This is a genomic window from Pseudarthrobacter sp. MOO14, from assembly GCF_058267675.1.
Map to the genome: position 1 here is coordinate 1,429,182 of NZ_CM177849.1, position 13,086 is coordinate 1,442,267.

A 13,086-nucleotide genomic window follows, 5' to 3' on the forward strand; every position below is an offset into this window, starting at 1 on the left:
TGGTCAGTCTTCTGCGTAAATGCGCAACCGTGTCCCTGGCCCGGTGGCGGGAGCCTCTGGCACTGATGGTTCCGGCGGGACAGGCTGCGCGTACCGGTCGTCAAAAGGCAGGGCGTCCGCGAGGCTGAGCTTGCCCTTGAGCTGCTTCTTGAGGTCCTTGCGTCGCAGGGACCTGGCAGCCTGGAGCTGTTTGAGTGAAATGGCTCCGGACGAGAGTTCCGGAGCGATGGCTGAACACAGAAATGCGTCCTGGAGGTAGACCCGGATCTCTGCCATGTCCCGAGGGTTATACCGAAGCGTGACGGCTTCCCCGACATAGGCTGAGAGCGTGAGGGACAAATAGCGGATGCCTTGGAAGTGAACGCCATCGCGGTGGACCTTGCGCTCGGTGGCGACAGTGAGTAGCAATAAGTCGAGATCTTCGTCGCTGGCCGGCATTCTGGGTACCCAGCCGCCTGCTGCCCAGCGCTCGATGGGTGCCTGCTGGGTTTCAGAGTGCTTTTGCCTGTTGTACTCCTTGACGATGAATTGCTCGAGTGCGTGATCGAGCTGTTCCAGGGATAGGGCCGGCGCGGTGATTGGTTCCCCGTTCCGGCCGTGTGGGATGAAACCGGGAAGGTGCGGGAGAAGGCCCTCGGTCACCGTCCGGTAGAAGCGTTCGATTTTTCCGCGTCCCTGCGGGACTCCCGGCCGCGAGTGAATCAGCCGGACATGGGTGTCGAGACAGACCCGTTCAAGGTGGACGCTGGTGAAGTCAGACCCGTGGTCGCTGTAGAGCACGTCAGGCAATCCCATCACGGGCCATCCGGGAACTGTCTTTCGCCGCATGGCCTGATGCAGTGCGAGTCCGGTCTGGAATGACGTCGGAGCCCCGAGGAAGACTGTGTATCCGGCGGCCGCCCTGGAATAGTCATCCAGGACAACCGTGAGCCAAGGGCGGACCTGTTTTCCTGAGGAATCGATCACAGCGATGTCGAGTTCCGTGTGGTCGCATTGCCATTGCTCATTCGGGCGGGAGGCCGTGCGCCGGAAGACAACTTCAAAGCGGTCGCGGTAGGCTGAGTCGCCTTCATGTGCCATCGTGCGCATTCCCGGGTCTATGCCCCTGACGATGGCCCGTACTGTTGAATAGCTCGGCGGCCGCAGGCCGCGGTCCTCGGCCACTGCCGAAATCCGGCGATGGATGAAAGCGAGAGTCGGGGGTGGGCGGCGAAGTGCCAGGCCCTCAATCGCGCCTGCCAGATCGGCCGGAAGGGACCGGATGCCTTGATCAGATCGCTGCCTGCGTTCCAGGCTCGCGATCGTCTGATCCGCGCGGTACTGGCTCATCCATCGGTGAAGTGTCCGGACGGGAATGCCTGCCTCCGATGACAGTGCGGCAAGCGGAATGCCTTCGTCCAGGTGCCGGCGGAGCAGGACTGCCCGGTCTTCAGCTGAATACCTCGCCCGGACCACCGTACGATCCTTGACTACCGGGCCGTAGCCGCCGTGGGAGCCGGCACCGTCTGGAGATGCCGGTAAATGGTCGGCCGGGAAACGCCGAACGTGTCGGCAATCTCCTGCACCGTGTGCCCGCCGGCGTCATACATCGCCCGGGCTTGGGCGATCTTCGTCGCCGTCATCTTAAACTTCGGACCGCCCTTCCGGCCCCTCGCCCGTGCAGCAGCCAGACCGTCCTGGGTGCGCTCGACGATGAGGTCGTGCTCGAACTCGGCAGTCGCGGCGAGCATGTGGAAGAACAGCCGTCCACCCGGAGTCGTCGTGTCGATCCCTTGTGAGAGTGCACGCAGTCCGACGCCGCGTTCCTGGAGATCGTCTGCGATCTGCTTCAGATTCCGCACCGACCGGCCCAGCCGGTCCAGCTTCGTCACCACGAGCGTGTCGCCGTCGCGCAAATATCGCAGTGTCTCATCGAACACCGGGCGGCGCGCGAGGACCCCGGAAGCATGCTCGACGAATACCTTCCCGCATCCGGCCGCGCTCAAGGCGTCCGTCTGACCCTCCGGATGCTGTTCCCGTGTCGACACCCGTGCATAACCAACCAAAGCCACGTTCGCGAGTGTATCGCGAACGTGGCTTCGTTGACATAGATCACGGACATGGGTCATGAGACACGAAACGCCGATTTTTCGGTGACAGTGGCCGACTGTCTCGTCAACGGTCGTTCATTTGACGCTTCCACGTGGTTTGATCGGTTCGTCCTTCGGTAGCTTCGGGTACGCCATCGGCTACCCCGGGCGGTTCAAGCTCCCCATCAAACGGTGTTCCTTGATGCATAGGGTCCTGGGACGAATCAATCTGGCATTCCATGTTGCGGCCGTCGTCATCGCCTTGATTCTGCCTTCCCTCACCCACTGCAATAAAATGCGCCGTTTCGCGCTGAGATTCATACCCGTGAGGTTGTGAACGCGGTAACCTCGAAACGTGCTCCGCGCACGGATGCGGCAGCAGCCGCGATCGATAGGGTCGATGTACCGTCAGGAACAAGTCCCCACGGCGCCGGACATCACGTACCAGAGTCTTCGTCGCACCCCGGCGAGACTCAGCGACTTGTTTGAGGAGAGGTGACAACAGTGGGAATCACCCCAGGCGCCCTGGTCGCAGTCTTTGTCACCCTTTTCGTGGTCCTTGTCGCTCTGTACGTCGTCCGCCGAAGGAAGTGAGCACTCGGCGGCCAAACCCCTCAGCCCGCGTTCACAACCTCACCGGGAACAGCTAAGGAAGCTGACTATCCGGAAATTCACTACCGACAGTTTGACCACGTTAGCGGGGTCCTTGCCGTCGCGGTCGCAATCGCTGCGAACTCGTTCTCTTTCTGGGCTCAATGAAGCCTCGAGTGCCCGGTGAGGGATCCTTGACGGGCTGCACCATGCGCCAAATAACGCTGTGAGAATGCCGCCATTTACCGCTGAAGGTCACACACCGTCGCAGTCCCTCCCGAGGGCCCGAGACAGTGTCTTGAAAAGCTGTACTTAGATGAGACAGCGATTCGTGCGTTCGCACTCAGGACCCCGTATTGCCTATTCGATCGGTTCGGGGTCCTCGCCGTTTGCGATGGTTTCGATCCAGTCCGTCGCCGCGTCGGCCAGTTGGGGTCCGTCCGCCGAGTCACCGGCCCACCATGCGGGTTCTGTGGCGCCGCGTGTGGGGGCAAGGATGTCGGCGCTGATTGGCGGGGTGATGGGTTCCCCGTTGTACGCGATCAACCAGTTCCTGGTTTCGGCGGTTCGCCCTGGCCTTGTGCGTGTATCTGGTGGACCAGCTGTTCCGCCCGGGAGGCCGCTGAGCCATGGAGTTCAACGTCCTCTCGTTTATCACCCAGATAGCGGTCCTGATCGTGGCGCTCGGAGCCGTGCACCGCCCGCTCGGTGCGTACCTTGCCAGGGTCGCTGACGGCGCCGGTCAGGGCAGCGTGTGCAGACGACTTCGGAAAATGACACCACTGGAGATGTCCCGGTTCTAAGGAAGTGGAACACTGCTCGCAGAACCGGAAGAAAAACCGAGTGCTTAGGCCTCCGCTACCGGCACTAGTCAGTGGACCCCTTACTTCTTGCCGCCCTTTTGGGTGAGTATCGTGATGATGGCTACAACGCCAACAGTCGTAGTCAGCGTCGGCCAGAACATGCCGCTGGAGGTTCCTATTGTTAAGATGAGAAAGACCGCACTGGCGATGGTGGCGATTACCAAACTAGCGATAATCAGTAGAACGCGTTTTCTGCTCAACAGTGCTCCACCCCATTTAGAATGCCGGACGTGTATCCAACAAGTCCTCCAGCCACAGTTGCGAGTCCGACGCCAGCGGCCGGGGCGAATCCGAACGCCGCAAGGAAGCTAGACCCCACAAACGTGGCCGCCGCGGTGTTCCCGGCAGACTGCACGCCACTCCCGTAAATGCACTGAGAACGCGGGTCCAAGGTCAGGGGTGTTACAGACGTCGAAGCCGGCGAATAGGACGGATAAGAAACAGGGTCGCAGACTAAGAATCCAGCGCTTCCATCCGGGCAGCCCAGGTTCAGGAGCCCACTTGGGTCGCTATTGTTGACGGGATTGGCGCCGGCGTAAAGGTACGCGTTGTTTTCTTGTGCCGAGGGGTCAACCTGGGTGAAGCGTCCGCGGGCGGGGTTGTAGTAGCGGGCGCCGAGTTTGATGCGGTTGCTGGTGGTGTCGTTGTAGCCGCTGGCGTACGTCCAGGGGTTGGTGGCTGCTTGGGCGCCGGTGGTGCTGGTTGCTTGGCCCCAGGAGTCGTAACCGTAAGTCGCGGCTTTGGCCTGGTTACTGTCGGTGAGCAGGATGACGGAGCCGAGTGCGTCAGTGGTGTAGTAGTAGCTCGCTCCGGCACTGTCGCGCATGCTGATCAGGTTCCCGTCCGGACCGCGGATAAACGAGGTTGTTCCGCTGCTCTTGGTTTGTTGGGTGACGCCGAGGGATCCGTTGAGGAAGTTGGTGGATCCAGCGGTGATCCGTTCGTCGTTGCGAACGCCGGCGTAGGTGTAGTTCGTGACGGTTGAGCCGCTGGTGTTGGTGGTGAATTGGTTGAAGACGTTGTAGGCCTGCGTGGTGCCGGTGGAGCCCGCGAGAGTGGTGTTGCCGTTCGCGTCGTACCCGTACATCACCGAGCCGGTGGGTGGTGCGGCGCAGGTGCCGGGTGTGGTGCCGTGCCAGCAGAGCTGGTCGGCGGCGTTGAACGTGGTGTAGACGGTGGCGGTCCCGGCTTTGGCTTCAGTGAGCCGGTTGCTGTTGGCGTCGTAGGTCCACGAATCGGTGACTGTGCCCGTGACCGATGAAGTGAGCCGGTTCAGTTTGTCGTAGGTGTAGGTGGTGACAGCGCCGGTGTCGGTGGTCATGGTTTTGCGCTGGCCGCCGTCTTTGGCCCCGTTCAGTGTGTATGTGTAGGCGCGTTTGGCCAGGACGGTGCTGCTGCTGTTGGTCGCGGTGATGGCCGTGATCTTCCCGGCACCGTCGTAGCTGGTGGTGTTCTTGACCCCGTTGGGGTATTTGGTGGCGGTGCGCCGGTTGGCGTTGTCGTAGTCGAAGCCGGTGCATTTGGTGCTGTTCGGGAACACCAAGGTGGCCGGGCAGGACCCGCCTGGTTCGGCCAGGGCGGTGAGCCGGTTCGCCCCGTCGTACCGGTAGGTCACCGTCCCGAGCGGATCGACGTAGGTCAGGACGTTCGAGGCACCGTCATAGGTGACGCTGGTGGTGGTCCCACCGATGGTTTTACCGGTGGGCCGGTTTTGGGCGTCCCAGGTGTAAGTGGTGGTCCCGGCAGCGTCGACCCGAGTGGTGAGGTTCCCAGCGTTGTCGTAGGTGTAGGCGACGCAGGAGGCAGGGACGCAGGTCGCGGCGTAGCGGATCTGGGTGATCCGGTCGTTGTTGTCGTAGGTGTAGGTCGCGGTCTGGTTCTTCCCGTCTTTGGCGGTGCTGACCCTGCCGGCGGCGTCATAAGTGTAGGTCGTGGGCCCCAGGGGTGCCGGCGGGGTCACCGTCGTGACGTTGCCTGCAGCGTCGTAGGTGAAGGTGGTGTCGTTACTGTTCCCGTCCGTGGACCGGCACAGCGACCCGGGCTTTGCGCCACAGCTCGTCCCGGCGGCATCGCCCTGATAGTAACGGCGGGGTGTGCCACCAAGGTTGTCAGGAGTCAGGATCGCCGACGGGTTCTTGGTGTTCGGGTCGTACTGGATGGTGCCGGTGTTGCCCTCACCGCTGGTGGAGGTGTCGGGCCGGTAGTTCAGCAGCGGGTCCCCGCTCGCGGTCGGGTAAGTGAAGGAGACCTCCCCGGCGGTGCCGGTGGATCCGGCCAGCGGTGAGGTGATCTTCGTCAGGGAGTTGTTCGCGTTGTACGCCGCGGTGGTGGTCTGGCCCAGCCCGTTGGTGGTGGTGAGGCGGTTGTCGTGGCCGTCGAACGTGGCCGAGGCGTTGTTGCCGTTCGGGTCCGTGATGGTCAGGACACGGGTTTCGCTGGCGTCCAGGGTGTAGGTGGTTTGTTTGCTGTTCGGGTCGGTCAGGTAGGAGAGACTGCCGTCGGTGTTGTGCGTGAGCGTCCAGGTCGCGGCCGAGGCCGAGCCCTGACCGTAGGTGAGGGTGTTGACCCACCCGTCTGTGGCGTATGCCAGAGCGGTGACGTTGGTGCGCCCGTCGGTGAAGGAGCTGAGCTTTCCGTTCGTGTAGGCGAAGGTGGTGACCGCTCCGGTGGCGTCGGTGATCTTGGACAGCCGGCCTTCGCCGCCGCCGTATTCGATGTTGACTGTGCGGTTCAGGGAGTTGTCCGTGATCGCGGAGGGCTGATTCAGGTTCCGGGTGTCGTTGTAGACGTAGGAGATGGTGCGGCCCTGGGTGTCCGTGGTCTGCGTCAGCCGGCCGTTGCCGTAGGTGTAGGTCACGGTGTTCGGAGTCGTCGTGTTCGCATCCACCGACCGGACGAGGGCAAAGTTGGTCCCATCGTCCTGGTAGACGTTTGTGACCCCGGTGTCGTTGAAGCGCAGCTGGTACTCACTGGTGGAGGTTTTGGTCAGGGAAGCGTTCAGCTCCGGTGCCATCGTGTACACGCCGGCGGTGTTGGTGAAGGTGTACCAGCCACCGTCCGGGGCGGTGTAAATCACGTTCCCGGTGGTCGGGTCGACCCGCAGCGCGGTTTCCAGCCGGCCCATCGACAGGGTCGGGCGGTGGTCATACTTGGTGTTGTAGCGCCAGGCCACGTTCATGTCCTGCCCGACACCGCGGATATTCAACAACCGGCCGGTGAAGACGGTGTTGCCGTTCGTGGGGTTCAGGGCGAGTTTGCTCGCATCGGTCAGGCTATGGGAGACCATCGAAGCCTTGCCCCGCGCCCCGGACTGCGAACCATCAACGGTGACCGGCGGCAGGAGGTTCGCGTTGCTGAACCAGCCCTGTGAATCGAGGATGACGTCCACGTTACTGGGGCCAGCGTTGTAGATCTTCACTTTCCCGGTGGTCGTGCTGGGCCTGACCACGACCGTGTTGGACACCGAGTCAGCGGTGTAGTTCACCGTGCTGGTATTCGGTTGCGGTTCATCCGAGGGCCACACGGTCAGGTTGCCGTTCCCGGTGGTGATCGGGGTGATGTTCATTTCATAGCCACCCCGGCGAGGTTCGTTGAGGCGGCCGGCAGGCCGCCGACCCCGGCGATCTGGACCTCCGTAGAGCTGAAGCCGGGGATGGGCGTGTTCGTCACGCGCGAATCGTAAATCCGGGACTCGACGGTGGTGAAAGCGCTGTTGGAAACCTGCCCATCGAAATAGCCCTGGATATCGACCAGGACATGGAAACCCGTCGTGTACGAGGGGGTGTACTTAATATCGACCACGCCGGCGGCATTGAGGTTCAGCACAGCGGCGACAGCGGTGGTGGAGGAGCCACGGAAGTTGATGGTCGTCCCAGGGTCTGCGCCGCCAGCGAAACCACCGCCCGGCAGCGTCGTGAAGGTGACCTGAGACGGGTCAGTGTCATTGATGACAGTGATGTTGGCGAAAACCGCGGTCGCGGTATCCGGGACGGCGCCGCCCTCGAGTGTGAGGCTCTTGATCCCGCCGCCGGACCACATGCCCGCGGGGTACCCGGTCCCGTTGCGTGTATCAACGGCCCGGAACGCTGGGACAGAAACGAAAGCACCGGGCGCCGGCGTGTCCCCTGAGGTGAAATAGCCCTGAACATCGACGATGAACTGCTGGGACGAGCTCGAATACAGCGCCAGCATCCCGTCCGTGCCGACCGCTACCGCGACCGTGTTGGAGATGGTGTCATCGTTGCCCGAATACAGGTCAGTGGTGTCGTGATGCCGTGCAGTGTTTGGTACCAGCTGGGCCACGTTCACGTTGGTACCGCCGACAATGGTCAGGCTCACCAGCACCGTGTCCACGCCAGTGGTAGGCACACCGGCCCGGCCAAGAATCTGGAACGGCAACCACGTCTGCGCCGGAACAGGCCCCGTAATCCCGCCCAGACCAGACCTCGTATCCAGCGCCCGCCCTTGGACCGGGACAAACACGCCGGCCTGGACCGACGGCGTCGACTGGGTCGGCACCATGGCCGGGGCCTGAACAGGTGCTGAAGCGACGCCAGCAGATTCGGCAACTATCGGGGCAGCGAAGGCCGGGGTAGAGAGCCCCGCGGCCATGACGCACACAGCAACAACGGCGGCGATCACCAGCCTCACACCAAGAAAACCAGCTGAGACTGGCCGAAAAAGGGCAGAACGGATCGAGCTCGGAACAGTAGACATCCCCCACGAACTTTCTACGAAATGATCCGCGGCAATCCCCAGTTCACCGAACGCCCGAACCCCCAACGAGTGATGCCCCGACGCTAAAGCACAGCACAAGAGTCAGCAACGATCTTGATCCAAACCTTGGACAAACTTGATGAAAAACTGACCTAACTCGCAGCAGCCCATACAAAGTCATCGTTACGAGGACCATTACGGTCCTTGGGGGGCCAGGCCTGTCTGCCCTGGTGGCGTACCAGGTTGCGGTTCCGCTGCGGCGTAGAGGACGTTGAGCTGCCGATAGAGGGTACGGGCGAGATAGCGCTTGAGAGATCTTCGGATTTCGCGGTAGCTGCGGCCTTCTCGGGTGCGTTTAGCAACGTAGTCCCGTGTCCCGGGGTCATGGACCATCCGGGACATCGTGATCGTGTGCAAGGCACGGTTCAGACGTCTATCACCGCCCCGGTTAAGCCTGTGTCGGACAGTGTTACCGCTCGAGGCAGGCAAGGGATTCACTCCTGCCAGTGAGGCGAAGGCGGCTTCGCTGCGGACCCTTCCTGGATGAGACCACGCTGTCAGGACCGTAGCGACCGTGACAGCCCCGGCTCCCACCATTTCCAAGAGCGGCGCCGCGGGGCTTTGCTGGATCAGCTCAGTCATGCGCTTCTGGTTCGCAGCGAGCTGGGTGGTCACTTCTAGAACGCGGCGCGCCAACCGGACCGCTTCCTCTCGTGCGACCGAGAGCTCGATCGGTTCCTGGCGTTCGCGCCATCTGGTGATGCTGGAGATCTGGGCCGGAACCAGCGGTTTACGGGCGTCGATTCCGAGATTATGCACCCGGAGCAAGGCCAGCAGGGCGTTAGCGTTCAATGTTCGGTCCCGGGTCAACTGATCCCGTGCTGCGCTCAGGATCCTCAGCCCGGCACGGGTTCCTTCATCCTTGCGTGGGGCGCGGAGCTCGGACTCCTCCAGGCCCAAAACTGCGGTTCCGATGGCGGCAGCGTCCAACGCGTCGGATTTTCCGAGACCCCGGCGGCCACGGGCGTTCATCCGTGGAGCTTCGGCGACGTCGTAGCCGGCGTCGGTTACTGCCCTGGCCAGACGTGCACCATACGTGCCGACACCCTCAATGGCCCATAAACAGGCCATGTCCCCGCCCGTCCTACGGCCTGCCCAGGCAAGAGCGCGGGAAATCCCGGCCGCGGTGGTGGGGAACTGCTCGCTAGCGACTTGTCGCCGGGTGCTGGCCTCGATGACGGCGTAGGTGTGGGTGCGGGCGTGACAATCCACGCCAATGACGAACGGGCGGGTCTGCGCAACAATAGCCAACGCTGCCACCCTCCTTCCTGGTAAACGGGCAAGAACGGCCGCATGACGGCCGGAATTAAACCTGGGAAAGAGTCACTTCGAGGCAAAACTGTGATGAGCCACAACCACCACTGGCTGGGCAAGCTTCTAATCAAGCCACCGACGTGGGACAGGCCAACGCCGGCCGCTCCACCCAGCGCGGACAAGTCGGGGGAAACGCACCCTCAATGGGGCAAATTGTTTTTCGAGTCACGCGCCAAGCAGAACGACCGGCACCAACACTGCCAGCCAGTCCCAGACCAACCACGTCAAGACTCACAATGCTGTTTTTCACTGCTGCAGTGCCGATCTCTAGTGCTAAACGCGGGCGGAAGCGGTGCGGAGGTTGCCGTAGTAGAACCTGATCCAGTGCGGCGACACATTCATGACGGCTGGAGAGGAAAGCTTCCAAAGTTCAGGTAACTCCCCCCATTGCGCGCAGGTTCATCGCGAAGGAACCGGCGCTGCCAGGTCGCAGGCCTCGGATAACCTGCTGCTCGGGCTTTTAGAGACTACGACAGCAGTCCTGGCAAAACAAGCTGGATGACCGGTTTTGTTTTCTGAACACTAGGAGAGCGTTCGCGTAGGCTCTACCCCGTTTGGCGGGATTGGGGGAAGACGCTTGATTCGGTGGTCGGCGGGCTTTGATATCACGAAGTTCTCTGGCCGCTTCGACAAGATCGTTGAGTTCGGCGACGACCCGCACGTTCAGGTGCGCCGAATTACCCGAGGCGCCGGAGCCGTCGTCACTGCGTCACTGCGTCACTGCGTCACTGACAATCGATGCCGCCAGAGATCGTAAAGCAGAATTTGAACTCGCAATGGGCCCGGGCCCGTGCAGCCTGTGAGGGTCTCGGAGCGACACGGCCCTCCTCGTTCATCTTCGGATGCCCTCTTCGAGGAACTCCCACATGATGTCGATCTCATCCAGAAGAGTTTTGCGCCCGTTGAGAACCTCGGACAACAACTGGACCCCTGTAAATGACGCGACGATATGTCGGGCAAGGGCGGCAGCGTCAATGGATTCCCGGACGCTTCCCTCAGCTTGTGCTGCGCGAACAAGCGATTCCATCGTCGTGAGCCAGTCGATATAGGGCTCCTTCACGGCGTAGCCGAAGGAGGACGCCTCGAAGGTGAGCCTTATCCCGGCTCGAATGATGGGTTCGCCCTGGAGTTGCTCACCAAAGCTTCGACAAAGGAGCTTCATGGACGTCACCGCAGGGTGCTGCGCCTCAAGAATCGTAGCGCTACCTTTCAGGGACATGTCATGCTGCGCTTGGATGACAGCCTTGGCAAGCTCTTCCTTCGATTTGAAGTGGAAGTACAGTGCTCCCTTAGTGACCCCTGCACGTTCAGCAACATCAGCCAAAGAAGCGCTGGCGTACCCCTGGGTCTCGAAGATGGATGCTGCACCTTCGATAATTGCACCGCGGGTGGCCTTCGCCCTGTCCTGTAACGCCAATCCTTATCCACCTTCCAAATGAGGAGGCATACGTGCCCACCCCGCTTCAAGTATCTCCTCTCACAACTGCCCATAGAGTCGTGCTGCTGATAGGCGCGACTGGTTTCATCGGAAATCATGTCCTGCAAGCTCTCCGAGACCACACAGGACTGCTCGTCAGGACCCTGGTTCGCCACCAATTGCCGCCCTCCGGCTCTCTTCATGATGCGAGGGCTTCGACCGTTCAGTGCTTGGTGTTCGGCTGATCCGTCGCCGAGCTGTGCTTCCGGCAACCAACGGGACGCTCCCATTGACCCGGGCAGTGCACAAGAGACACCCCTGCCCCGCAGGTGACCACGGGCCGCAGCCGCCCGTGGGTGCCGCCTAGGAGACAGTCAGTTCTTCCATAGATTCAGCGCTTCAGGTTGGACAGTTCCTGGAGGACCTCGTCCGAGGTGGTGATGATGCGGGCGTTGGCCTGGAACCCGCGCTGCGCCACGATCAGGTTGGTGAACTCCTGGGACAGGTCCACGTTGGACATTTCCAGGGACCCGGTGGCCAAGGTGCCCATCCCGGCGGCGCCCGGCGTTCCCACCTGGACAGCACCTGAATTTCCCGTCGCCACGAAGGAGGACCCTCCGGCCTTTTCCAGGCCGCCCGGGTTGGCGAACTTGGCCAGCGCCACCCGTGCCAGGACGGCCCGGCTGCCGTTGCTGAAGGACCCCACCACGGACCCGTCCGGGGCCAGGGTGTAGGACTGCAGGGTTCCGGCCTCGGCCCCGTTCTGCCCGGCGACGGTGAGCGTGCTCATCCCCGCGTACCCGGTGACGGTGCCCAGGTTCACGGTGATGCCGCCAACGGCCAGGGTGCCGCCGGAGGCCAGCGCACCGTTCTGGAACGTCAGGGCGGTGGCGCCGGTGGCGCCGGTGGCGTCCTTGCCGGCCACGTCCCAGCCGCCCGCCGTCCGGCTGAAGGTCAGATCCAGGGTGCGGGAGGCGCCGTCGGCGTTGAACACCTTGACCTGGCGTTCCAGCACGGTGCCCACCGCGGCGTCCGCCGGCAGGTTCCCGTCCAGGGCCGCCGTGGTGGTGGCGACGGCGGGCGAGGTGGTGTTGGGCGAAACCACGATGGCGCCCAGCGCTCCGCCGGTGTTGACCACCCCGTTGACCGCGGTCCAGCCCTGCAAGATGCCGCCGTCCGGGCTGACCAGCCGGCCCGCGTTGTCCGGTTCGAAGGCGCCCGCGCGGGTGTAGAACGTCTGCGCACCCTTGCCGGTGACGAAGAAGCCGTCGCCCGAAATCATCAGGTCCGACGCCTTGCCGGTGGTCTGCGCCGAGCCCTGCCCGAAGTCGGTGCTGATGCCCGCCACCCGCACGCCCAGGCCGATCTGGGCCGGGTTGGTACCGGCGCCGCCGTCCTGTCCCGCGGCGGCCGGCTGCGTCATCTGCGAGAGCGTGTCCTGGAACTGGGTGGCGGAGGCCTTGAAGCCGGTGGTGTTCACGTTGGCGATGTTGTTGCCGGTGACGTCCAGCATGGTCTGGTGGGCGCGGAGTCCGGAGATGCCGGAGTACAGGGAACGCAGCATGGGTGGGCCTTTCGTCGGATGGGGCGGGTGGGTAGGGCGGTGTCGTGGAGCTATTGCTTCGGGGCGGGGGAGCTGATCCCGGTGAGGGAATCGAGCGGGACTTTGGCGGACCCCACGGTGACCAGCGGCGTGCTGGTGGCGAAGGACACTGCGCTGGCCACGCCGCTGCCGATGGTCCCGTCAGCCAGGGTGTAGCCCACCTCCGATCCCACGATCTGGGCCGCAGCGGTGCGCATCTGCAGGGAGAAGCTTTCCTTGGCGCCGCCGGAGAGCTCGGTCATTTTCTCCATCATGGACAGCTGCACGGACTGGGCCATCATCTGGTTGGTGTCCATGGGTGCGCCCGGGTCCTGGTACTTGAGCTGCGTGACCAGGAGTTTCATGAAGACGTCCGAATCCATGGTCTGGACGGGTTTGCGCGCGCTGGCGGCGGCCGGGATGCCGGTGGTGGCGCCGACGGCTTCGATGGTCATGGGTGGCTCTCTTTCATGG

Annotated in this window: 10 protein-coding genes; all 10 read right to left on the reverse strand. The window is 62.9% G+C overall.

The window, feature by feature from the left end:
- Positions 1 to 3: 3 nt before the first annotated feature.
- A complete protein-coding gene (locus AC4EEV_RS06735; RefSeq protein ID WP_491330472.1) occupies positions 4 to 1,329 on the reverse strand; it encodes a transposase in 1,326 nt (441 codons plus the stop codon).
- Between the two features lie 140 nt (positions 1,330 to 1,469).
- Positions 1,470 to 2,051 (reverse strand): recombinase family protein, encoded by a 582-nt coding sequence (locus AC4EEV_RS06740; protein ID WP_491330473.1) that lies wholly within the window; start codon positions 2,049 to 2,051, stop codon positions 1,470 to 1,472.
- A 969-nt stretch (positions 2,052 to 3,020) separates the two neighbouring features.
- A complete protein-coding gene (locus tag AC4EEV_RS06745; protein WP_491330474.1) occupies positions 3,021 to 3,206 on the reverse strand; it encodes a hypothetical protein in 186 nt (61 codons plus the stop codon).
- A 337-nt stretch (positions 3,207 to 3,543) separates the two neighbouring features.
- Positions 3,544 to 3,723, reverse strand: coding sequence for a hypothetical protein (locus AC4EEV_RS06750; protein ID WP_491330475.1), 180 nt, complete (start codon positions 3,721 to 3,723; stop codon positions 3,544 to 3,546).
- Entirely contained in the window at positions 3,720 to 7,088 is a 3,369-nt protein-coding gene (locus tag AC4EEV_RS06755; RefSeq protein WP_491330476.1) for an RHS repeat domain-containing protein, read from the reverse strand. The genes AC4EEV_RS06750 and AC4EEV_RS06755 overlap by 4 nt, the downstream gene beginning before the upstream one ends.
- Positions 7,085 to 8,164 carry a hypothetical protein gene (locus AC4EEV_RS06760; protein ID WP_491330477.1) on the reverse strand — a complete coding sequence of 360 codons (1,080 nt, stop codon included), beginning with the start codon at positions 8,162 to 8,164 and terminating at the stop codon, positions 7,085 to 7,087. Before AC4EEV_RS06760 ends, AC4EEV_RS06755 begins: the two co-directional genes overlap by 4 nt.
- A gap of 270 nt (positions 8,165 to 8,434) precedes the next feature.
- On the reverse strand, positions 8,435 to 9,550 hold the full coding sequence (locus AC4EEV_RS06765; RefSeq protein ID WP_491330478.1) for an IS110 family RNA-guided transposase: 1,116 nt from the start codon (positions 9,548 to 9,550) through the stop codon (positions 8,435 to 8,437).
- 895 nt (positions 9,551 to 10,445) lie between these two features.
- Complete coding sequence (locus AC4EEV_RS06770) at positions 10,446 to 11,030, reverse strand: ScbR family autoregulator-binding transcription factor (protein ID WP_491330479.1); 585 nt, start codon at positions 11,028 to 11,030, stop codon at positions 10,446 to 10,448.
- A 391-nt stretch (positions 11,031 to 11,421) separates the two neighbouring features.
- Positions 11,422 to 12,594, reverse strand: a complete 1,173-nt coding sequence (locus AC4EEV_RS06775) for a flagellar hook protein FlgE (RefSeq protein WP_491330480.1) — start codon at positions 12,592 to 12,594, stop codon at positions 11,422 to 11,424.
- A 50-nt stretch (positions 12,595 to 12,644) separates the two neighbouring features.
- Positions 12,645 to 13,067 (reverse strand): flagellar hook assembly protein FlgD, encoded by a 423-nt coding sequence (locus tag AC4EEV_RS06780; protein WP_491330481.1) that lies wholly within the window; start codon positions 13,065 to 13,067, stop codon positions 12,645 to 12,647.
- Positions 13,068 to 13,086 lie beyond the last annotated feature (19 nt).